Source organism: Pseudotamlana agarivorans (assembly GCF_018860245.1).
In the GTDB taxonomy this organism is placed as follows: domain Bacteria; phylum Bacteroidota; class Bacteroidia; order Flavobacteriales; family Flavobacteriaceae; genus Pseudotamlana; species Pseudotamlana agarivorans_A.
Map to the genome: position 1 here is coordinate 56424 of NZ_JAHKPD010000007.1, position 23402 is coordinate 79825.

Annotated in this window: 26 protein-coding genes; 18 read left to right on the forward strand and 8 right to left on the reverse strand. The window is 34.9% G+C overall.

All coding sequences use genetic code 11. From position 1 onward, the window contains the following. The first annotated feature begins 7 nt into the window (after positions 1–7). The 8 genes from scpA (at position 8) to KO493_RS01675 (ending at position 8022) form a co-directional block, all read left to right on the forward strand. Positions 8–2176 carry a methylmalonyl-CoA mutase gene (gene scpA, locus KO493_RS01640; protein ID WP_216066206.1) on the forward strand — a complete coding sequence of 723 codons (2169 nt, stop codon included), beginning with the start codon at positions 8–10 and terminating at the stop codon, positions 2174–2176. Positions 2177–2289: 113 nt separating this feature from the next. Further along, positions 2290–3054: a ParA family protein gene (locus tag KO493_RS01645; RefSeq protein ID WP_216066207.1), complete on the forward strand. Its 765-nt coding sequence runs from the start codon at positions 2290–2292 to the stop codon at positions 3052–3054. A gap of 5 nt (positions 3055–3059) precedes the next feature. After that, positions 3060–3974, forward strand: a complete 915-nt coding sequence (locus KO493_RS01650) for a ParB/RepB/Spo0J family partition protein (protein ID WP_216066208.1) — start codon at positions 3060–3062, stop codon at positions 3972–3974. After that, the gene (locus KO493_RS01655; protein WP_216066402.1) at positions 3964–4593 is read left to right on the forward strand and encodes a DUF5683 domain-containing protein; all 630 of its coding nucleotides are present in this window, start codon (positions 3964–3966) and stop codon (positions 4591–4593) included. The genes KO493_RS01650 and KO493_RS01655 overlap by 11 nt, the downstream gene beginning before the upstream one ends. Before the next feature lie 90 nt (positions 4594–4683). Beyond that, positions 4684–5388 carry a 4-hydroxy-tetrahydrodipicolinate reductase gene (dapB, locus tag KO493_RS01660; protein WP_216066209.1) on the forward strand — a complete coding sequence of 235 codons (705 nt, stop codon included), beginning with the start codon at positions 4684–4686 and terminating at the stop codon, positions 5386–5388. A 67-nt stretch (positions 5389–5455) separates the two neighbouring features. Beyond that, on the forward strand, positions 5456–7036 hold the full coding sequence (gene lepB / locus KO493_RS01665; RefSeq protein WP_216066210.1) for a signal peptidase I: 1581 nt from the start codon (positions 5456–5458) through the stop codon (positions 7034–7036). 54 nt (positions 7037–7090) lie between these two features. After that, positions 7091–7714 carry a WbqC family protein gene (locus tag KO493_RS01670; RefSeq protein WP_216066211.1) on the forward strand — a complete coding sequence of 208 codons (624 nt, stop codon included), beginning with the start codon at positions 7091–7093 and terminating at the stop codon, positions 7712–7714. After that, positions 7714–8022: a DUF6122 family protein gene (locus KO493_RS01675; protein ID WP_216066212.1), complete on the forward strand. Its 309-nt coding sequence runs from the start codon at positions 7714–7716 to the stop codon at positions 8020–8022. The genes KO493_RS01670 and KO493_RS01675 overlap by 1 nt, the downstream gene beginning before the upstream one ends. Before the next feature lie 27 nt (positions 8023–8049). Here KO493_RS01675 and KO493_RS01680 read toward each other — a convergent pair whose 3' ends face one another. From KO493_RS01680 to KO493_RS01710, 7 genes are all read right to left on the reverse strand, one after another. After that, positions 8050–9072 carry an endonuclease/exonuclease/phosphatase family protein gene (locus KO493_RS01680; protein WP_216066213.1) on the reverse strand — a complete coding sequence of 341 codons (1023 nt, stop codon included), beginning with the start codon at positions 9070–9072 and terminating at the stop codon, positions 8050–8052. 4 nt (positions 9073–9076) lie between these two features. Then, on the reverse strand, positions 9077–9925 hold the full coding sequence (locus tag KO493_RS01685; RefSeq protein WP_216066214.1) for a rhomboid family protein: 849 nt from the start codon (positions 9923–9925) through the stop codon (positions 9077–9079). Further along, positions 9925–10674 carry a rhomboid family intramembrane serine protease gene (locus tag KO493_RS01690; RefSeq protein WP_216066215.1) on the reverse strand — a complete coding sequence of 250 codons (750 nt, stop codon included), beginning with the start codon at positions 10672–10674 and terminating at the stop codon, positions 9925–9927. Before KO493_RS01690 ends, KO493_RS01685 begins: the two co-directional genes overlap by 1 nt. Positions 10675–10754: 80 nt before the next feature. Continuing rightward, the gene (gene mutL / locus KO493_RS01695; protein ID WP_216066216.1) at positions 10755–12632 is read right to left on the reverse strand and encodes a DNA mismatch repair endonuclease MutL; all 1878 of its coding nucleotides are present in this window, start codon (positions 12630–12632) and stop codon (positions 10755–10757) included. Positions 12633–12635: 3 nt separating this feature from the next. Beyond that, a complete protein-coding gene (locus tag KO493_RS01700; protein ID WP_216066217.1) occupies positions 12636–12923 on the reverse strand; it encodes a riboflavin synthase subunit beta in 288 nt (95 codons plus the stop codon). Positions 12924–13316: 393 nt separating this feature from the next. Next, positions 13317–13802 (reverse strand): 6,7-dimethyl-8-ribityllumazine synthase, encoded by a 486-nt coding sequence (gene ribH / locus KO493_RS01705; RefSeq protein ID WP_216066218.1) that lies wholly within the window; start codon positions 13800–13802, stop codon positions 13317–13319. Between the two features lie 11 nt (positions 13803–13813). Beyond that, complete coding sequence (locus tag KO493_RS01710) at positions 13814–14584, reverse strand: tetratricopeptide repeat protein (protein ID WP_216066219.1); 771 nt, start codon at positions 14582–14584, stop codon at positions 13814–13816. A 137-nt stretch (positions 14585–14721) separates the two neighbouring features. Here KO493_RS01710 and recF point away from each other — a divergent pair, with 137 nt between their 5' ends. The 3 genes from recF (at position 14722) to KO493_RS01725 (ending at position 16390) form a co-directional block, all read left to right on the forward strand. Then, complete coding sequence (gene recF / locus KO493_RS01715; RefSeq protein WP_216066220.1) at positions 14722–15801, forward strand: DNA replication/repair protein RecF; 1080 nt, start codon at positions 14722–14724, stop codon at positions 15799–15801. Between the two features lie 2 nt (positions 15802–15803). Continuing rightward, on the forward strand, positions 15804–16100 hold the full coding sequence (locus tag KO493_RS01720) for a DUF721 domain-containing protein (RefSeq protein ID WP_216066221.1): 297 nt from the start codon (positions 15804–15806) through the stop codon (positions 16098–16100). A gap of 98 nt (positions 16101–16198) precedes the next feature. Next, a complete protein-coding gene (locus KO493_RS01725; protein WP_067150460.1) occupies positions 16199–16390 on the forward strand; it encodes a cold-shock protein in 192 nt (63 codons plus the stop codon). A gap of 166 nt (positions 16391–16556) precedes the next feature. On the opposite strand, the gene KO493_RS01730 is transcribed toward KO493_RS01725, so the two are convergent. Next, on the reverse strand, positions 16557–16976 hold the full coding sequence (locus KO493_RS01730) for a nucleoside-diphosphate kinase (protein ID WP_216066222.1): 420 nt from the start codon (positions 16974–16976) through the stop codon (positions 16557–16559). A gap of 166 nt (positions 16977–17142) precedes the next feature. On the opposite strand from KO493_RS01730, the gene KO493_RS01735 reads away from it, so the two are divergent. From KO493_RS01735 to KO493_RS01765, 7 genes are all read left to right on the forward strand, one after another. Beyond that, complete coding sequence (locus KO493_RS01735; RefSeq protein WP_216066223.1) at positions 17143–18162, forward strand: DHH family phosphoesterase; 1020 nt, start codon at positions 17143–17145, stop codon at positions 18160–18162. After that, positions 18155–18691 (forward strand): gliding motility-associated peptidyl-prolyl isomerase GldI, encoded by a 537-nt coding sequence (gldI, locus tag KO493_RS01740; protein ID WP_216066224.1) that lies wholly within the window; start codon positions 18155–18157, stop codon positions 18689–18691. The genes KO493_RS01735 and gldI overlap by 8 nt, the downstream gene beginning before the upstream one ends. Next, positions 18688–19815 carry a peptidylprolyl isomerase gene (locus KO493_RS01745; RefSeq protein ID WP_216066225.1) on the forward strand — a complete coding sequence of 376 codons (1128 nt, stop codon included), beginning with the start codon at positions 18688–18690 and terminating at the stop codon, positions 19813–19815. The genes gldI and KO493_RS01745 overlap by 4 nt, the downstream gene beginning before the upstream one ends. Positions 19816–19833: 18 nt before the next feature. After that, positions 19834–20763, forward strand: coding sequence for a prolipoprotein diacylglyceryl transferase (lgt, locus tag KO493_RS01750; RefSeq protein ID WP_216066226.1), 930 nt, complete (start codon positions 19834–19836; stop codon positions 20761–20763). 1 nt (position 20764) lies between these two features. After that, complete coding sequence (locus KO493_RS01755) at positions 20765–21250, forward strand: DUF192 domain-containing protein (protein ID WP_216066227.1); 486 nt, start codon at positions 20765–20767, stop codon at positions 21248–21250. A gap of 203 nt (positions 21251–21453) precedes the next feature. Next, positions 21454–22179 (forward strand): DUF2092 domain-containing protein, encoded by a 726-nt coding sequence (locus KO493_RS01760; protein ID WP_216066228.1) that lies wholly within the window; start codon positions 21454–21456, stop codon positions 22177–22179. A gap of 28 nt (positions 22180–22207) precedes the next feature. Beyond that, a complete protein-coding gene (locus KO493_RS01765) occupies positions 22208–23218 on the forward strand; it encodes a DUF6515 family protein (protein WP_216066229.1) in 1011 nt (336 codons plus the stop codon). The last annotated feature ends 184 nt before the right edge of the window (positions 23219–23402 follow it).

Consider the following 23402-nt stretch of genomic DNA (forward strand, 5'->3'; position numbering starts at 1 on the left):
AACCGATTTGAGAAAAAACCTTCAACATATCACCGTTAAGAAAAATGCACCGAGCAAAAGCTTAGGCACAGGAGATTCTTTTTTAACCCCTGAAGGTCTTGATATTAAATCAAATTACTCAAAGGCAGATACAGATCATTTAGAGCATTTAAATTTCGCTGCTGGTATTTCACCATACCTTCGTGGTCCATACAGCACAATGTATGTACATAAGCCTTGGACCATAAGACAATATGCTGGTTTTTCAACTGCTGAAGAAAGCAATGCCTTTTACAGACGAAATTTAAAATCTGGTCAAAAAGGACTTTCGGTGGCTTTCGATTTAGCAACACATAGAGGTTACGATTCCGATCATGAACGTGTTGTTGGCGACGTTGGCAAGGCAGGGGTAGCTATCGATTCTGTTGAAGACATGAAATTACTTTTCAACAAAATACCATTAGATAAAATGTCGGTTTCCATGACTATGAATGGCGCCGTACTTCCAATTATGGCCTTTTTTATTGTTGCCGCACAAGAACAAGGCGTTAAGCTAGAACAACTTGAAGGCACCATTCAAAACGACATATTAAAGGAGTTTATGGTTAGGAACACCTATATCTATCCGCCAGAACCTTCCATGAAAATTATTTCAGATATTTTTGAATTTACGAGTAAACACATGCCTAAATTCAACAGTATCAGCATTTCTGGTTATCACATTCAAGAAGCAGGAGCCACTTGCGACATTGAATTGGCCTACACCCTTGCTGATGGTTTAGAGTACGTTCGAACAGGTTTAGCCACGGGCATGGATATTGATACTTTTGCCCCACGCCTATCTTTTTTCTGGGGTATCGGTTTAAATCATTTTATGGAAATTGCAAAAATGCGCGCTGCAAGAATGTTATGGGCGAAATTGATGAAACCATTCAACCCTAAAAACCCAAAATCATCCATGCTGCGTACGCATTGTCAAACTTCTGGTTGGAGTTTAACCGAGCAAGATCCTTTTAATAATGTCACCAGAACAACTATTGAAGCGACTTCTGCGATTTTTGGAGGCACCCAAAGTTTACACACTAACGCCTTGGATGAAGCTATAGCCTTACCAACCGATTTTTCGGCTAGAATAGCAAGAAATACACAATTGTACTTACAAGACGAAACACAAATTACAAAAACCGTCGATCCCTGGGCTGGCAGTTATTTTATAGAAAAACTAACCCACGACATCGCCAATAAAGCTTGGAAACACATACAGGAAATTGAAGCCTTGGGAGGCATGACTAAAGCTATCGAAGCTGGAATTCCTAAAATTAGAATTCAGGAAGCTGCAGCTAAAAAACAAGCGCGTATAGATTCTGGTCAAGACATTATTGTTGGCGTTAACAATTTTCAACCATTAAAAGACACGCACATTTCAACTTTAGAAGTCGACAATCACGCCGTTCGGGATGCCCAAATAGAAAGATTAAACAACATAAAACTACAGCGAGATTCTAAGAAAGTAAAAGTCGCTTTAAACAATTTAACCAAAGCTGCTCGAATTTCCTTAAATTCGGAAAATGTAACTTCTAAAAAAGACGTTCACTGGCGAGAGGATTCGAACCTTCTCGCATTAGCTATTTTAGCAGCTAGAGCACGTGCCACGTTAGGTGAAATTAGCGATGCTTTAGAAGCTGTTTACGGAAGACATAAAGCAGAAACAAATTCTTTTTCGGGCGTGTATAGTAAAGAAATAAAAGATGATAAAGCTTTTAAGAAGGCTCAAAACCTAGCTGATAAATTTGCAATTCAAGACGGCAGAAGGCCTCGTATTATGATTGCTAAAATTGGTCAGGATGGTCATGATCGTGGTGCTCGAGTGGTTGCTACAGCTTATGCCGATGTTGGTTTCGATGTCGATATTGGCCCTTTATTTCAAACACCAGAAGAAGCTGCTAAACAGGCCGTTGAAAATGATGTGCACATCTTGGGCATTTCATCATTGGCGGCAGGACATAAAACTTTAGTCCCTCAAGTTATTGAAGCCTTAAAAGAATATGGCCGCGATGATATTATGGTTATCGTTGGCGGCGTAGTCCCTAAGCAAGATTATCAGTTTTTATTTGACGCTGGTACAGTAGCGGTATTTGGTCCAGGCACTAAAATAAGTGAGGCCGCGATTAAAATTTTAGAAATTTTAATCGATTAGCTTATAATTAATTAAATTACAAGCCATTTTTTTTAAGTATTTTGTTAACAAGTTCAATTTTTATTCCTAATTAATTAATCGTATTTTTGGCACGAATAAAACCAAATCATTTTATGGGTAAAATCATAGCAATCGCTAATCAAAAAGGAGGCGTAGGTAAAACCACGACTTCTATAAATTTAGCAGCTTCTTTAGGCGTGCTTGAAAAAAAAGTATTACTGATAGACGCAGACCCTCAGGCTAACGCGACGTCTGGAATTGGTATTGATGTAGAAACGGTTGAAATTGGCACTTACCAGCTTCTTGAGCATTCAAACATAGCTAAAGATGCCGTTGTAAAAACCGAAACACCAAACCTGGATATCATTCCTGCACACATTGATTTGGTCGCTATCGAAATCGAATTGGTTGACAAAGACCAACGCGAGTATATGCTAAAAAAAGCATTACAAGAAATTAAAGAAGATTACGATTATATTTTAATTGATTGTGCGCCTTCTTTAGGATTATTAACATTAAACGCACTTACTGCTGCAGACTCTGTTATTATTCCTATTCAATGCGAATATTTCGCTTTAGAAGGTTTAGGAAAACTTTTAAACACGATTAAAAGTGTTCAAAAAATACACAATTCAGATCTGGATATTGAAGGTCTTTTATTAACGATGTACGATTCACGTTTACGTTTATCAAATCAAGTGGTAGAAGAGGTTCAAAAACATTTTAACGATATGGTATTTCAAACCATCATTCAGAGAAATGTACGTTTAAGTGAAGCACCAAGTTACGGCGAAAGCATTATTAACTATGATGCCGCAAGTAAAGGTGCAAGCAATTACTTAAGTTTGGCAAAAGAAATTATCAATAAAAACGCATAACTATTATGGCTAAGGCAATAAAAAAACAGGCTTTAGGTAGAGGTTTATCTGCACTATTAAAAGACCCAAGTAACGACATTCAATCGGTACAAGATGAAAACGCAGATAAAGTTATTGGTAATATTGTGGAATTGGATATCGATTTCATCGAGGTTAACCCATTCCAACCGCGAACTAATTTTAGCGAAGAATCCCTTCGTGAACTCGCAACTTCCATTAAAGAACTAGGCATTATTCAACCTATAACGGTTAGAAAACTAGGTTTAAATCAATACCAATTGGTTTCTGGTGAGCGTCGTTATAGAGCTTCTAAATTATTAAGTTTAGAAACCATTCCTGCATACGTAAGAATTGCGAACGATCAGGAATCACTAGAAATGGCCCTTGTTGAAAATATTCAGCGTCAAGATTTAGACCCAATTGAAATAGCACTATCCTACCAGCGTTTAATAGACGAAATTAATTTAACGCAGGAACAAATGAGCGAGCGTGTTGGAAAAAAACGTTCAACAATCGCTAACTATTTGCGTTTACTAAAGTTAGACCCCATTATTCAAACAGGAATGCGCGACGGCTTTCTTTCTATGGGACATGGTCGTGCTTTAATAACCATTGAAGATCAAAATATTCAACTTGATATTTACGAAAAAATACTTTCTGATAAACTTTCTGTAAGAGAAACTGAACAGTTAGTACGTAATTATAACGATTCCGATCAAACTGAAACACCAGAAGCAAAAACAAAAACCCCAGGAGTTCCTGATTTTGTAAAAACAGGTGTTACAGCGTTTTCAGAATACTTTGGACATAAAATTGACGTTAAAGTCTCAAAAAATGGCAAAGGTAAAATTACCATACCTTTTCATTCTGAAGAAGATTTTAACCGTATTAAAAAACTAGTTCAAGGTGATTCCAAATAAATCTCTATTAGCTTGTATTTTCTTTTTTCTATGTTGCTTTTCAATAACAGCTCAAGAAGAAGAAACCGCGACTAAAACAGAATCGAAAACGGAAGTTGCCAACGTAATTGCCGTAGATTCTATTATGGAAATTAGAGAACCCATTAATGCGCTAGCACCTGCAAAAGCGGCCTTCTATTCCGCTATTCTACCGGGTTTAGGGCAAGCCTACAATAAAAAATATTGGAAAATCCCTGTGGTTTGGGCAGCATTGGGAACAGGTATTTATTTCTACTCAAAAAACAATAAAGAATATAACAGGTACCGTGATGCTTACAAAAGCAGACTCGCAGGATTTACAAACGATGAGTTTTACCTAGATAGCAACGGCAACCAACTAACAACTCCATCGGTAACTACTGATGGCCTGCAACGCGGACAAGAATTTTATCGTCGTAACAAAGAAATATCACTTTTAATTACGATTGGTTTATACGCTCTAAATATAATTGACGCCAATGTAGATGCGCATTTAATGCAGTATAACATTGATGAAAACTTATCACTAGCACCACATTATAAAATAAATGATTTTGATGCGTCTAGTGATCTAGGATTAACACTTAATTTTAAATTTTAATATAAAAATTGCCAAAATTAAGTGTGTACGAACAAAGTTTTAAATTGAAAAATAACATCTTACTAGATGTAAAACAATAAAAAAATACAGATGAAAATAGCATTACTTGGATACGGAAAAATGGGAAAAACTATTGAACAAATCGCGATAAAACGCGGGCATGAAGTAGTTTTAACTATCGATAAAAACGATACAGATTACGACATCACCAAAGCAGATGTTGCTATCGATTTTAGCATCCCTAATGTAGCCTTTAATAACATATCAAACTGCTTAAATAACAATGTACCTGTTATTTCTGGTACCACAGGTTGGTTAGATCGTTATGATGAAGCAGTAGCATTATGTAAAGAAAAAAATGGTGCTTTTATTTATGCATCTAATTACAGTCTAGGCGTTAATATTTTTTTCGAACTCAATAAAACACTTGCCAAAATGATGAGCACCTTGAAACAATATAATGTTTCCATGGAAGAAATTCATCATACACAAAAACTAGATGCGCCAAGCGGAACAGCTATTTCTTTAGCTAACGATGTTATAGCTAATAATTCAAACTATAAAAATTGGAAATTAGATGAAGGTGATAGCACTACCATTCCAATTGTAGCTAAACGTATTGAAGATGTTCCTGGCACACACACCGTAGCATACGAAAGTGAAGTAGATACTATAAACATTGAACATATCGCACACACCAGACAAGGTTTTGCTTTTGGCGCAGTCGTTGCAGCAGAATGGATTGTTGGTAAATCTGGCATATTCACGATGAACGATGTGTTAAATATTGGTTAATAGTAAACCGTTTCGGTAACACATGAAGTCGTCCTTACTACTAACAAAAAACTAAAAATATTAGATTATGACATTACCACAATGGTTTATATTCATTTTGATTATTCAGGTTATTCATGGCTTAGGCACCTGGAAATTATACATTAAAGCAGGCAGACAAGCATGGGAAGCTTTCGTTCCAGTATACAATGCTGTTGTTTTAATGAAAATAATAAACCGACCTCTTTGGTGGGTCATCCTCTTATTTTTACCCATTGTTAATCTCATCATGTTTCCAGTTATTTGGGTTGAGACCGCAAGAAGTTTTGGTAAAAACCAAACCGTAGATACCGTTTTGGCGGTAGTTACCTTAGGTTTTTATAACTACTACCTTAACTATGCTGCTGATGTTACTTATATGGACAAACGCAGTTTAACACCAAGAACAGCTGCTGGAGATTGGATAAGTTCGATACTATTTGCTATAGTTGCAGCCACGATTGTACATACTTATTTTATTCAACCGTTTACAATTCCATCGTCATCTTTAGAGAAATCATTACTGGTTGGCGACTTTCTATTTGTTAGTAAGTTTCATTACGGCGCTAGAGTTCCTATGACTACCGTAGCAGCACCAATGGTGCACGATACCATTCCAGGGCTTGGTAGTAAATCATATTTGTTTGACGATCATTTCGAGGAAAGAAACACGTCATGGAAAAATAAATTACAATTACCATACCTAAGGTTTCCAGGTTTTGAAAACATAGAACGTAACGACATTGTGGTATTCAATCAGCCAGCCGATACGCTGCTTGATATGAATAACTTTAAACCCAATAGAAATTACTACAAACCTATAGACAAAAAGACAAACCTAGTTAAGCGCTGTGTAGGTGTGGCTGGTGATACACTAGAAGTTAGAGATGGCTTTGTATATATTAACGGTAAGAAAAACGAGTTGCCAGATCGCGCACATTTACAATTTAGTTATTATGTACAGCCAAAAACCAACCAATTTAATCCTCAATACCTCAAATCTCGTTATGATATTACCGATGGATTTGGCATCATAAATAAAAATAACACCTATTACTTTTCGGCAATTTCAGATAAAGCTTTAGCTAGCTTTAAAAACAATCCGAATGTAACGAGTATCAAACCTAATATTCAAGAAAAAGGTTTAAGAGATCCTAACATTTTCCCACACGATCCAGCCTACAATTGGAACGTAGATTTTTTCGGACCGTTATACATTCCTGAAGCAGGTAAAACCATTGCTATTAACCTAGAAAATTTACCGATATACAAACGTGTTATTTCGGAATATGAAGGCAACGACTTGAAAGTTCAAGGCAACCAAATCTTAATTAATGGCGAAGTGGCCACTAACTACACCTTCAAGCAAAATTACTACTGGATGATGGGTGATAACCGCCATAATTCTATAGATGCGCGTGCCTGGGGCTTTGTCCCTTTCGATCACGTGGTTGGTAAACCTGTATTTATTTGGATGAGTTGGGATGGTGCAAAAGCCAGATGGGACCGTTTCTTTACGACCGTTAGTGGGGAAGGGAAAGCCACATCATTTTTAATACCGTTCCTTATTTTACTTGCAGGATATTTCGGATTTAGTAAATGGAGAAGCCATAAAAAAGCAAATAATTAAAAACCTATTATAAACGGTACTGAAGACTTTTCGGTACCGTTATCTTTTTTATTTATGTCTGTTTTAATTCACCCTACATATTTCCCGAGTATTGCCCAATGTGTTGCCATGGCGAAAGCCGAATCTGTTGTTTTTGAAACCGACGATAATTTTATAAAGCAAACTTATAGAAACCGCTGTTATATCTACGGTGCTAATGGCAAGTTAACGCTGAATATACCAGTAGTACATTCTCAAAAAAACCGTCAGAAATATAAAGATGTAAAAATTTTTAATGCTGAAAACTGGCAAAGCCTACATTGGAAATCACTATTATCAGCATACCGCACCTCCCCTTTTTTTGAATATTATGAAGATGAACTTCAGCCTTTGTTTACTGAGAAATCCGAGTTCATTTTAGATCATAATTTAAAATGTACGGAGGTTATTTTAGATTGCTTGCAACTAGAATTAAATACTTCAAAAACAGAAACCTATAAAACGGTTGAAGAAACGCATTCGGACTGCCGGTTTTTAGTGCATGCAAAAAAGGAAATTAATCAAAAATTTGAACCTTACACCCAAGTTTTTGGTGATAAACATGGTTATATACCCAACCTAAGCATCTTAGATTTACTTTTTAATGAAGGCCCCAACGCTTTAAGTTATTTAGAATCGCAAACCCTAATCAGGCCATAATGATTCAACCCATAGCACACTACGGCTGCCATTTCTTAATTCCTTTAGGTGTTGCACTCGTTTGGTTTAAACCCCAATGGAAAACCGCTTATTTAATCATGATAGCTGGTATGCTTATCGATTTGGATCATTTATTAGCTACACCTATTTTTTCACCAAACCGCTGTAGTATAAATTTTCATCCGTTACACACATATTATGCAATCGGCATTTATGTGCTTTTATTATTTCCGAAGAAAACACGCCTCATTGGTCTTGGCTTAGTTATACACATTCTTGCAGATGTCGTAGATTGTTCTTTTATGTGAGGTATTACCTAAGGCATATTTATACCATTATTCCAGGCTTAACGTGGCCATAATCGGATAATGATCAGAATAATGCTCATCGTAGTTTTTAAAGCCATTTACATTGAAGGCTTTGTCGGCAAGAATAAAATCAATTCGAACGGGGAAAAACTTAAAATCGTAACTACGTCCGAAACCATTTCCGGCTTCATCAAAAGTATCGTTTAGATCCCCCTTAATTTTTCTATAGACATAAGAAAAGGCTGTATTGTTAAAATCGCCACAAACAATCACTTTATGCTTGCAGTTTTTCTTGTGTTTTAAAAAGAGTTCAGACTGCGTTTGTTGCATAATAAAGCTCGTTTCAATTCTTTTAAATAACCTTTCGGAAGTTTCCTTTCTCAAGCTCTCCACTTGTGTGTTAATATGCAAAGATTCTAAATGTACATTATAAACTCTAAAAGTATCTACACCTTTAACAATATCGGCAAAAATAGCATTATTGGAGGTGTTTTCAAAACCTAAAGAACCAGAACTAATAATTGGAAATTTAGAGAAAATAGCTTGACCGTGCTTTACTTTTTTACCTGCTATTTTTTGGTATCGGTATTTATAAAAGGAAAAATCTAATTGTTCTCTTGGATGAAACTCTTCAATACAAATAATATCTGGCGATTCCTTTTTTATAAATTCAACAATTTTATCTTGAGTATTATCTTCGGGAATCCAGTCGTACAAATCAAAAAGGCGTACATTATAGTTCATCACCTTAATGTTTTCAGGATGTGAGACCGCTTTTACTGATGTAAATCGATATAATGAACCATAAAGAAAATAACCAATAAGTAATATCGTTATGGACAACAAACATTGTCTTTTCAATCTAATAAGCCAATATAAAACGAATAAAAAATTTAAGCCAATTAAAAAGGTAACCCCCAAGTTAACCACGGCTAAAATGGCAAATGTACGCGGTGGTAAATAAGGTAAAATAAATGAAAAAAGCAGCAATACAGCAAAAATCAAATTAATGATGTAAATGATTTTATTAATAAAGCTTAAGTTTTTCATCTGATTATTTGCCCGCCCTAAATAAAAATTCCTTTTCTTCAGCGGTCAAGCTCTCATAACCACTTTTACTAATCTTATCTAAAATAACATCAATTTTCTTCTGGTTATTAAAAGCATTAAAATCTGATTTGGCGTAACCGCCAACTTTACTTTTATTTTTATGAACCGTTTTTAAAGGGCCTTTTTTAGAAGATTTAAACCAACCTGAAACGGTATGGGCTAACCCCTCGAAACCTTTTCCTATATCTTTCCCCTTTAAAAGTTGTTTGGCATAAACAAACCCCAGTAATGCACCACCAATATGGGCTAAGTTACCACCAGCATTCGTACCAAATAGCCCTAAAACATCCAAGACAACAATAAAGGCACCAATATACCAAAGTTTAATATTAAAGGTAAAAAAGCGCATCTCTTGGTTGGGCGTATAAGCACAAAGAAAGATAAGTAACGCACGTACAGCTGCAGAAGCCCCTAGCAACCTTGTATTCCCTTGAAATACGCCTGGCAGCAGGGTGTAACTTAAAACAAATAATAAACCTCCAGAAATAGCGCCTAAAAAGTAAATATTGAGGGCCATTTTCGTGCTAAATAAATTCAAAAACATTTGGCCTAAGAAATACAACCAAAGCATATTGAATAAAATATGCATGACATCATAATGCAGAAAAGCATAAGTAATGATCGTCCATGGATTAAGAATAAATTCATTGAAACTACTCGGTAATTCAAACCATGAAATAATCGGTTTCAAAAGAAAAGACAAAATAAAAACCACCACATTAATGGCAATTATTTTTTCTAACACATTAAGGTTAGAAAGTTTCTTTTTTATGTCGTCGACCAAAGTATTCATTAATACCAACGGTTTTGGTTAAACTGATTTTTTTTCCAATACCACATAATAAAAAAACCAGTTAAAGCACCACCAACGTGTGCCATATAAGCTGTATTACTTGGACTAAAGAATGATTGTCCTGTTAAACCGGAGAATAAATCTAAAAGTATAATTCCTGGAATAAAATATTTTGCTTTAATAGGAATAGGTAAGAAAATCATCATCAATTTAGCCTCTGGATTCATCATCCCAAAAGCGGCCATAATCCCCATTATACAACCTGAGGCTCCAACCATACTGGCATTGTAAGCTGGAAAAATAGTTTTTAAAAGTTCTAATTGCGCATTAGTTACTCCAGAATTAACTTGTCCGGAAACTAGAGATTGTTTTATACTTTCAGCAGATAACCCCGATTCTAACAAGGCATTATAATTAGGAATGTATTGAAAGTAATAGAATCCTACTTGTAATAACACAGCCCCTAAACCAGCTGAAATATAAATGAATAAGAACTTCTTGGAGCCTAAAACCTGCTCTACTGGAGTTCCAAACATCCATAAAGCAAACATATTGAATAGAATATGGGTTACACCGCCATGCATAAACATATGCGTGATAATTTGCCAAGGTTGAAAGGCATCATTTTTAGGGAAATACATGGCGAACCATTCATAAAAAAGATTACCGCCCCCAATAAACATCGTACCAACAAACATAATCACATTAATGATTATCAGGTGTTTTACGGTTTCTGAAATTCTCATCATAACTTAAAATCTTCTATAGTAAACGTTGTGTTGGTTATAAATACGCACTTCAAAATTACAACCTATTTTTTACTATAATATTATATAAACTTTTTATCTAGTTCATCCACGCTCATCGTTACAAAGGTAACGCGATTGGCTGGTGAGACATTAGGATCTTTACAAGCAAATAATTTATTCACTAAATGCTCTTGTTCGTCTTTCTTTAAAGACTGTCCCGTTTTTATAGCTAAACTTTTGGCCATCGATTTAGCTAATAAATCGGTAGCACTAAAATTACTATCAGGAACCTCATTCTCTACATCACTAATAAGTTGTTCGAGGATAATAGACACCTCACTTTCTGGAACACCAACAGGAACTCCTGTTATTTCAACCAATTCTTCTTGAACGTTAGAAAACACAAAACCGGTATGTTCTAAATCAGATTTTAATTGATTCACAATAGCGATGTCTTGCGGTGAAAAATGCAATTGTAATGGGAATAATAACTGCTGGCTCACCCCTTCTCTTGTGGTCATGTTTCTTAAAAATTCCTCATACAATACACGTTGATGCGCTCTATATTGATCGATAATTAACATGCCCGATTTAATCGTACTTACGATATATTTATTATGTAATTGATAGGTGGTATGCGATTGTTCAACTTGATGATCACCTTCAAAAATAGATAAGGTTTCCTCTTCACTTTCAAACTCAACTTCCGCAAAGTCGTGCTGACTCTCATTACCTTTAGACTCTAAACCAACGTATAAACTCTCCCAATCTGAAGGGGTCTGTTTCGTTGCTGCTTGTCTAAAAGAAGTACCTGAACTGCTACGACCTTCACTTTTAGTGACGGGCGCTTCATTAAAAGGATTAAAAGTTCTATCTACTTCAACCTTTGGCGTAGTTACCGGGTTTTCCTTGTAATTATATGGTGTATCTAAATTAGGATCACGTTCAAAATCAAGAACAGGTGCGATATTAAATTGCCCTAAACTGTGTTTTACTGCTGCCCTTAAAATAGCATAGAGCGTATGCTCATCGTCAAACTTAATTTCAGTTTTTGTAGGATGAATATTGATATCAATGGTTTGTGGATCTACTGTTAAATTCAGAAAATACCTGGCATGCATGCCGTTTTTTAACAAACCATCAAAGGCAGAAGCTATAGCATGATTAAGGTAAGCGCTTTTAATAAAACGATTGTTCACGAAAAAGAACTGCTCGCCTCTTGTTTTTTTAGCAAACTCAGGCTTACCAACAAAACCAGAAATTTTAAGCACTTCGGTATCTTCATCAACGGGTACTAATTTTTCATTCGTTTTATTTCCGAAGATATTTACAATACGCTGGCGGTAATTGCTAATCGGCAAATTAAAAGATTCACTACCGTTATTATATAAAGCAAAACTAATACCTGGATGCGCTAAGGCCACACGATGAAACTCATCAATAATGTGACGTAGCTCAACAGTGTCTGATTTTAAAAAATTACGTCTTGCGGGAATATTAAAAAAAAGATTTTTTACAGAAACTGAAGTCCCTGTTGGCGTTACAACAATTTCTTGCGAAACGACATGGCTACCTTCCATAACAAGTGCATTTCCAACATCGTCTGCGTCTTGTTTAGTTTTTAATTCAACATGCGCGATAGCAGCGATACTTGCTAAAGCCTCACCTCGGAATCCTTTGGTATGCAGTTGAAATAAATCTTCAGCATTTTTAATTTTTGAAGTCGCATGGCGCTCAAAACTAAGTCGCGCATCGGTACTACTCATGCCTTTACCATTGTCGATTACTTGAACAAGGGTTTTTCCGGCATCTTTTACTATAAGTTTTATCATATCTGCACCAGCATCAATAGCGTTTTCAAGAAGTTCCTTGACTACAGAAGCTGGGCGTTGTACAACTTCTCCTGCTGCGATTTGGTTTGCAACATGATCGGGTAAAAGCTGTATAATGTCTGCCATAAATTATTTTGAAAAGAAAATAGATAAATCGAATTCGATTATAAATAAAAATACCAAAAGCAGCACGGCAATTATAATGAAAAGACGTTTGTTTACGCCTTTATCCTGATTGTTTTTCAAATCATCTAAAGCGTCAACAAATTTCCCTTTTAAGCCTTTATTATCGCCAACTGTTTTACGGTATTCATCAAATTTGTGTTTTATTTCAAACGGACTCCCCTCACCTTTATCATCATAATAACGCGGCGTGTAGCTAAATTTTTTGTTTTTACGTGACTTTAAAATTCCCATGAGTTTTAGTTTTTAGGTTAGAGGTATTTTTTATCTAGTAAATACATACAAATCAATAATAATACCAAGATTAAAACTAATATTTTCGTGGACATTGCACCACGCATTTTAGGTTTAGAACCACTAGTTTTTCGCCATTTTGAGACAAAATCGGGCGTATTCTGATTTTCTTCTAGTCTAGAACCGGCTTGATTCTCCTTAGAAAATCGAGGTTGATAATTGAAAGTTTTATGTTTACGCTGTTTAAACAAAATCGAGTACCGTTATCCTTCAAAAGTACTTAAAAATAGACAGATAATAAGAACTGGAATGCTAAAAATTGTTAACAATAACTAGCCCTTAAGACACGTTAATTCGACCTAAATTCTAGAGAGACATAAAAAAATGAATGCCTTAGCTATCCTGACGTAAAACAGCCATTTTAATCGCTGCAATAGCCGCTTCGGTTCCTTTGTTACCATGAATACCCCCAGAACGTTCAATAGACTGTTGCATGTTATTATCAGTTAGCACACAAAATATCACAGGTGTTTCATTTAAAACGTTTAAGTCTTTAATACCCTGAGTAACGCCTTCACAAACAAAATCGAAATGCTTTGTTTCACCTTGAATGACACTTCCAATAGCGATAACCGCATTTACCATTTGTTCTTGCATTTTCTTGCATCCGTAAATAAGCTCAAAGCTTCCAGGCACACCCCAACGCACAATATTATTAGGCAATACACCATTGTCAATTAAAGCATCGAAAGCCCCTTTATAAAGGCCTTCTGTTATGGTATCGTTCCATTCTGAAACAACAATCCCAAACCGAAATTTACTCGCGTTTGGGATTGTTGCTTTATCGTATTCTGATAAATTTTTATTTGCCGTAGCCATATAATAGCAATTTATTTATTTGCCAACACTTCTGCTCTTCCAATAAATACTTCTACTTGAGCAGCTTCTGAAGAATTCGAATAATCTTCTTTAATTCTTTTGAAGTAGCTTAAGGCTTTATCCGATTGACCTAAATCTAAAGCAATTGTTCCCGCTTTAAATAGGTACATTGGTGTTGTGTATTCGTTATCACGCATTTCGGCAGCTTCCACATAATATCCTAAAGCATCTTCTTTTTGATTCAATTGAACAAAAGCATCACCAATATTACCTTTTGCTAAAGGCGCTAATATTTCATCTTCACTATCAAAATTACCTAAATACTCAACAGCATTTTTGTAATCTTTTAATCTTAAGTAAGCCGTACCAGCGTAATAGTTAGCTAAATTAGCTGAAGGTGTACCACTATATTCTTCAATAATATCTAACATACCAAATTTACCTTCACCACCGTTTAAAGCTAAATTGTATAAAGAATCTTTCTTTACACCTGTTACAGCTTGGTCAAAATATTTTTGAGCTTGGAACATATCATTCATTGCCGATGCTTGCTTAGGAGAAGAAATAAATTCTTTATACCCTAAAGATCCTAAAACAACAAGAGCAACTATACCAATAATAATAAAGATGTACTTTTGGTTTTTAGCAACAAAGTCTTCCGTTTTAGAAGCCGATTCATCTAGGGCATTAAATACCTCAGCTGTAGTTGATTCTTCCTCTACATTAACTTGCTTCTCTTCCGTCGTTTTTGGTTTATAACCTCTCTTATTATATGTTGCCATGAATTCAGTCTAATTTATTGTCGCGCAAAAATATAATTTTTCTTCATAACTAAAAGGGTATTTATTTGATATTTTTCAATAATTTGCACTTCTTTTTATCGGTTAAGCTCCAAAAGCTTCGTTAAGCTGCCATTTATATGATTTTAAAAGCACTTTCTCTCCTTAATTATAAAAATTTTGACAGCAAATCATTCGTTTTCAACGATAAGATTAACTGTATTGTTGGAAATAATGGTATAGGAAAGACGAATATACTGGATGCCATTTACCATTTATCCTTCGGAAAAAGCTATTTTAATCCCATAGCGTCACAAAACATAAAACACGATGAAGCGTTTTTTGTGATCAACGGCGACTATGAAAAGGAAGAAAAAACTGAAAAAATAGCCATCAGTTTAAAACGCGGGCAAAAAAAAGTAATTAAACGCAACGGAAAGATTTACGATAAGTTTAGCGAACACATTGGATTTTTACCACTGGTTATTATTTCTCCAGCCGACAGAGATTTAATTGTTGAAGGCAGTGATACCAGACGCAAATTTATTGATAGTGTGATCTCACAAAGTGACAAAAACTATCTTAATCAATTAATTAGCTACAATAAGACACTCGCACAACGTAATGCTTTGTTAAAATATTTTGCATTAAACCACACTTTTAATCGCGACACTTTAGAGGTTTATAATGAGCAACTTAATAATTATGGAACCGTAATTTTCGAAAAAAGAGATGCCTTTTTAAAGGATTTCATTCCTATTTTTAAATCACGTTACGAGGCTATTAGTAATGGCAATGAATTGGTGGATTTAGTGTATAGCAGTCAATTGGCCGAACAGGACTTAAGTAGTCTCTTAAAAAATGCTATTAATAAAGACAAAGCGCTACAATACACAAGTGTTGGAATCCATAAAGACGATTTAAACTTTGACATAGAAGCGCACCCCATTAAGAAATTTGGAAGCCAAGGGCAGCAAAAATCATTTTTAATCGCTTTAAAGTTGGCACAATTCGACTTTTTAAAGGCACAAAGTGGTGTAAACCCGATCTTATTATTGGATGATATTTTTGATAAACTAGACGAACAACGCGTCTCGCAAATCATTAAATTAGTAGACGATGAAAATTTTGGTCAGTTATTTATTAGCGACACCCACGCCGATCGCACCGAAAAAGCCGTTAAGCAAGTACATCAATCTTATGAAATTTTTAAATTATAATCATGGCAAAACGCAATAACGAACATATAAGCATACAAGACGCTTTAAAAGAATTTGTAGAAACCAACAGATTAGAAAAAGGTTTGGACAAAGTTAATGTTGCCGACGCCTGGGCCAAGCTTATGGGGAACGGTGTAAACAACTATACAACTTCGGTAAACCTGGAACGCGAGACCTTATATGTGCAATTAAACTCTAGTGTTTTACGAGAAGAATTAGGTTACGGCAAACAAAAAATAATTAGTATGCTAAATGAAGAATTAGGCAAGGAAATAATTAAAAAATTGATTTTAAGATAATTAACAAAAACAATTAAAATTAAAAATTTTCACAAAAAATGACTTAGTACGATAAATTACATTATCTTTGGAACTTAAATTTTTATAATACAAATACAATGAGTAAAGGTACCGTAAAATTTTTCAACGATTCTAAAGGATTTGGTTTCATCGTTGAAGAAGACAACAACAAAGAACATTTCGTACACATTTCAGGACTTATCGATGAAATTCGTGAAGGTGATGTTGTAGAATTCGATCTTCAAGAAGGAAGAAAAGGATTAAACGCCGTAAACGTAAAAGTAGTCTAACGATATACTATTTTAAACAATTACAAATAAGAACCTATCATTTTTTGATAGGTTTTTTTTGTGCCCTACATTTAGAACAATAAGAATCCCCGAAAAATCACAACACAAAAAAAAATCCGCAACAAACATGCTACGGATTTTTAAAATTAATAAGTTTCGTTTTACACTAAAACTGCTCTCTTCCTGAAAAATGAAAAGCAGCTTCAATAGCAGCATTTTCATCACTATCACTTCCGTGAACTGCATTTTCTCCTATAGAATCGGCATATAATTTTCTAATCGTTCCTTCAGCAGCTTCAGCAGGATTTGTTGCTCCTATTAAAGTCCTAAAATCTTCAACCGCATTTTCTTTTTCTAAGATCGCTGCAACAATGGCACCACGAGTCATAAACTCAACCAATTCTCCGAAAAACGGACGTTCGCTATGGATCGCGTAAAATGCTTCAGCATCAGCTTTAGTCATTTGCGTTAATTTTAAAGCTACGATTTTAAAACCTGAAGCTGAAATTTTTTCTAGTATCGCCCCAATGTGTCCTTTTTCAACCGCATCTGGCTTAAGCATTGTAAATGTTCTATTTGTTGCCATTCTTAATATATAATGTTTAGTTAATTTTCTAATAAACCCGCCTTCATAAACTGATAATTTCCTGAAAACAAAGTAATAAACCATCACTGGTTCGGGCTGCAAAAGTAACCTATTTATACAAAAAACCAACTAATCCAGTTTTAAAAAATTGTATCTTCGCCCCTCTATGAATAAACAAGATATTTCAAACATTAAACAATTATTATCATCACCAAAAAAAATAGTAATTGTACCACATAAAAACCCTGACGGCGACGCCATTGGATCTACATTAGGGCTTTACCATTACCTTTTAAAAAATAATCATCAAGCTCAAGTTATTGTACCTAACGACTACCCTACTTTTTTAAAATGGGTACCTGGAAATGACAGCATTCTTATTCATGATGCACAAACCACGTCATGCAATGCCTTGATAAATGATGCCGACATTATTTTTACCCTAGATTTTAACGCCTTCCACAGAACAGGAAATATGGAATCTGTTTTAGCAGAAAGCCGTGCTATGAAAATCATGATTGATCACCACCAAGCACCAGACAATTATGCGACGTACATGTATAGCGATGTACGCATGAGTTCGACCTGCGAAATGGTTTATCATTTTATAGATTTTTTAGGAGATCAAAGTCTCATAGATGCCAATATAGCAGCCTGTTTATACCTAGGTATTATGACCGATACAGGCTCTTTCAGGTTTAGTTGCACCACCAGCACAACACATCGAATAATAGCCAACTTGATTGAAAAAGGCGCAGATAATTCTAGCATTCACAACAATGTATATGACACCAATAGTTTTGAACGCTTACAATTATTAGGTTGTGCTTTAACGAATTTGAAAATTATTCCAGAATCTCGTGCAGCATACATCACTTTATCTCAAGATGAGCTTAACCGTTACAATTACAAAAAGGGTGACACCGAAGGCATTGTTAATTATGCTTTATCCTTAGATGGCATTGTGCTAGCGGCTATATTTATTGAAGATAGGCAGGAAGGCATTATAAAAATATCACTACGTTCTAAAGGTGATTTTTCAGTGAACGAATTGTCTCGTGCACATTTTAATGGTGGCGGCCATACCAATGCAGCAGGAGGACGAAGTGAAGTCTCACTTATTAAAACCGTTGAGAAATTTATTAGTATATTGCCTAGTTATAACCAAGATTTGAATCATGCATAAACTACTATTAATCGCCTTAGCTATCATCACTTTTGGCTGTAAGATGCCTGAACCACGTAAACCTATTTCAGTTAAATCCGGTTCCTTTATAGATGCTTCGGTAGCACGAAACAAAAAATTAAATGCTAGAGAGCATGCCTCTATTGAAACCTTAATAGAGCAGCAATCACCAGACTATTTAGCTTCAGAAAGTGGATTTTGGTATTATTACAACACAAAAATTGAAGTTGATTCTATAGGAACACCTGATTTTGGTGATTTAGTAAATTATGATTATAACGTAAAAACTCTACATGGTAAATTAATTTATTCTTCGGAAGAATTAAAAACTCAAAATTACACCATGGATAAAGAAGAATTATTCACCGGTCTTCGTGAAGGTTTAAAGCTTATGAAAACAGGAGAAACAGTAACCTTCTTCTTTCCGTCTCAAAAAGCTTACGGCTATTATGGCGATGAAAATAAAATTGGAAGCAACATGCCATTAGTTTGTGAAGTAACTGTAAACTCAATTACCGACAACGAATGAATTTAGCAAAAAACACCATTAAAGTTATACTATTAGTACTTTGCTTTCAACTAACCTCCTGCGAAGCTAGTTATCCAGAATTAAAGGATGGAATTTATGCAAAACTAGAAACATCCAAAGGCACCATGATTGCTAAATTAGAAATGGAAAAAGCACCGGTAACCGTTGCAAATTTCATTTCTTTAGCTGAAGGCACGAACACACTCGTTAAGAAACCTTACAAAGGCAAAAAGTATTTTGACGGCACTATTTTTCATCGTGTTATGAACGATTTTATAATTCAGGGTGGAGATCCAACAGGCACAGGAAAAGGTAATCCAGGTTACAAATTCATGGACGAATTTCATCCCGATTTAAAACATGATAAAGCTGGTATTTTGTCTATGGCCAATCCTGGCGAAAACACAAATGGGAGTCAGTTTTTCTTTACTGATACAGCAAAACCTCATTTAGATCATGTCCATACTGTTTTTGGTGAAGTTATTATTGGATTAGATGTATTAGATTCTATTTCGAATGTAAAAACCAACGCGAAACACAGACCATTAAAAGAAGTTGTTTTAAAACATGTTACCATTATTAGAAAAGGTAAAGCAGCAAAATCGTTTAATGCGCCAAAAGTTTTTCAGAAACACTTTGCTGAAGAAGAACGTAAGGCTCAAGAGAAAATTGATAAGGCCGCCGCAACACTTAAGGCAACTCACGATAAGTTTGAAGCGCAACAAGCGAAAGCAACTACTCTAGATTCAGGTTTGCAATTTTATATTTCTGAAAAAGGCACAGGAAAAAAACTTCCAAAAAATGCTAAAGCCTTAGTCGATTATTCGGTTTTCTTTTTAAATGGTAAATTAATAGAAACTAGTAAAATTGAAGTTGCCGAAGCCCTCGGTACTGTTAACAAAAAACGTAAATTTGCCAACAAATATCACCCGATTACTGCAGAACTAAAACCTAATGCCCACATGATCCCTGGATTTAAGGAAGGCCTACAACAGCTTCATGTTGGTGATAAAGCCACCTTGTTTATTCCATATCATTTAGCTTATGGTGATAGCGGCACAAAAGGTATCCCGGGTAAATCAAACCTCATTTTTGAAGTTGACATTTTGGAACTTTTAAAATAAAATACAAGCTCAAATTCTATGCATGCATTAAAATTCGATTGGAATCCTACAACTGGAATTGACATTGTTGGAAATTTCAAAATTCATTTTTACAGCCTTATGTGGGTGACTGCCTTTGTTCTTGGCTGGTATATTATGAAACGTATTTTTACTAAAGAGAAAGTATCTTTAACTTATTTAGACCCTCTTTTTATATATACAGTATTGGCAACCATGATTGGTGCTCGACTAGGACATGTTTTGTTTTACCAATCGGAATTAATTACCGAAGATTTCTTCAGTATCTTTCTACCTTTCAAATTTAAAGGTGGTTTTGAATTTACAGGTTTTCAAGGTTTAGCAAGTCATGGTGCAGCCATTGGAATTATTGTTGGCATGTACTTATACCGAAAAAAATACAACTACAAATCACTACTTTGGATTTTAGACCGCGTGGTTATTCCTGTAGCTTCAGGTGCCATTTTTATACGTATTGGAAACTTTATAAATTCTGAAATTATTGGAAAAATAACCGATTCAAATTTTGGTGTGCGTTTTATTCAAGACCAGTACTACAAAAGAGAAGTCATGCAACTTACCGGAATTAACGACGTGCAAAAAGCATATGATGCTGTAGCTTCGAATCCGCAATTTCAAAACTTATTAGATGCCGTTCCTTACAGGCATCCATCGCAACTTTACGAATCGTTTTGCTATGTATTTGTCTTTTTAATCCTATGGTATTTCTATTCGAAAACTACTAAAAAAGACCAACCTGGATTTTTATTCGGTATGTTTTTAGTGCTACTATGGACCATCCGTTTCTTTATTGAGTTTACCAAAGAGCCTCAAGGTGAAGAATACATCAACTGGTTTGGACTAAATACAGGACAATGGTTAAGCATCCCTTTTGTTCTTATAGGATTGTATTTCATGTTTGGCTATAAAGCGAAATCGCCTATTAGATAATATGCTTTTAAAACGACACCTGTTTTTATACATTCTGCTGTCTTTAGGCGCTTTTACAGGCTGTAAAGACAACAAGAAAAGCATTAAACAAACTGAAGTTTCGTTTACTAAAGAAGGTTCGCTCACAATTATTAAAGCTTCAGATAGCTCCAAAATCACCCTAGATATTGAAATTGCCGATACCGATTTCGATATCCAAACTGGATTAATGTATAGAGACAGTATGCTTGACTCACAAGGCATGCTTTTTGTTTTCGACGATGAACAGAAACGCTATTTCTATATGAAAAACACTAAAATCTCCTTAGATTTAATTTTTTTTAATTCGGATAAAAAAATTGTTAGCTTTCAAGAGCATGCGAAACCTTTTGATGAATCTTCATTACCATCAAACGCACCAGCTCAATATGTTCTTGAAATTAACTCAGGTTTAATTAATTCTTGGCAATTGGCTGTTGGTGACCGTATTCAATTCTCAAAATTTTAAATAGAACCGCGCTCTATCCTTTATAACACCTCTAAACCTCTGGAATTAATAACATTAAATTAAAGAGGTTTTTATTATATTTACAAGAAGTGGAAATAATTTGCTGTTATAAATAATTTATTTAAATCTAAAAAAAGACTACATATTTCACTTTAATTCAATTTATTAATATCGCTCTTATACTTAAAAATCCTTCAAAAATTATGAAAAACCATTTATTTACGCTTGCCCTATTCCTTTCAACAACCATTGGGTTTGCTCAGGAATCCAAAGATATTGATTCAACAGCAATATTCATTTTAGACAAAATGAGTGCTGTTATAGGTGATTTAGAATCCGTTAATTTTCATTTAAGCAGTTCTAACGACAAAACAGACGCAGACCTCAACATAATTAAAGATTATCATGAAAGTAACATTACTTTCTCTGGTCCGGACAAGCTACATATAAGATTAAATGGCACAGATGACGATATCGGTTTCTGGTATGATGGTACTAACATGACTTATTTTAATTATAATGAAAATAATTACGTTACCCTGGAAGCTCCAAAAACGACTATGTCAATGATTGATGAAATGCACGCCAGTTACAATTTTCAATTTCCAGCAGCCGATTTTTTCTACCCTGCATTTACTGATGATTTAATTGAAGGTTTTGACAGTATTAAGTTTCTAGGTAAAAAAACAATAGACAAAGAAACGTGTTATCATATCATGGCGAATAATAAAAAACTAAACGTTCAAATTTGGATATCTAGCCAAAATGATGTGCTCCCAAAGCATTTTGTTATTATATATAAGGATAAATCAAATATGCAGTATGAGGCCACTTTTAACAATTGGAGTTTAAACCCTAATATTCCAGATGCTAAATTTAATTTTCTTGCGCCACCAAACTCAAGACTAATTAGCATTTTAAAAAAGTAGTTTCTTTTAATCTTTAAATTTATTTATCATGACATCATTTTCATTAAACATAAAACATAAATTAGGCATATTATTTGTTTTTATAGCTTTGGTTTTTCCTTCAGATTTACTTGCACAACGCATGGGACACGGAGCTTCTAGAGGTGGTGCTAGCCGCAATGTTTCTAGACCAACCACAACACATAACAGATCCAATAATCGCGCCGCTACAACAAATCGAGCTACAACGCCCAAACGAAGTATTAACGGTGGTAGCAGAACTACAACCAATCGTAGTTTTAATGGGCATTCAAAAAGTAAAATATCTAATAAAAAAACCACACCTAATCGTACTACAAATAGAAAAACATCTAATGTAAAACGTACTACCAATAATAAGGCTGCTAACAAAAACGTTAATAAAGCTCGTAATAAAACACATGTTGGCAATAACAACGTAAATGTTAATATAAACAATAGCCGTCACAACAATGTAAGAAACACACGTGTACGCTCCAGTCATGTACGATACAGTAGACCACCCTACCGATATGGCGGCCGTGGCTACTATTGCCACAGGCCATATTACTACCACCCTTACAGACCATTCTATTGGGGGCCAGTTTGGCATCCTTGGGGTTACTTCGTAACTTCTTTAGCTACAACTGCTATTATAGTAAGTATTGTAAATGATAATGACACCAATAACGACGAGTATCATTATGAAAATGGCACTTATTATTTAAAAACAGAAAAAGGTTTCGAAGCGGTTCAAGCACCAATTGGCGCTCAAGTTCCTGAAATACCAAAAGAAGCCCAGCAAGTTAAAGTGAATAAAACTGACAATTATTATTACGGCGGGGCCTTTTATGAGGCAAACTCTGAGGGCTATATAGTAGTACCTGCAACCGCTGGAACCATTGTACCTGGATTACCAGAAGGTGGTGAAGAAGTGAAAATTGGGGATGTTACTTTTGTTCAGTTTGGAGACACCTATTATCAACCCATTCAAGTAGATGGCAAGGACATGTATGAAATTGTAGAGGTGAAAGAAGAGTAATTTTTAGAAATTTAGATTTAATGAAATCATTTCTAATTTATTAACCTTAATAACGATCATGTTATTGACGACATCTCAAAAAAAGATTAATACTGTAAATGCTAACGTTTTTTTTACGCTAATGAGATTATTCGCCAATTGAGATCACCCAATTAAAAGCATAAAAAAACGTCTGAAAATTAAT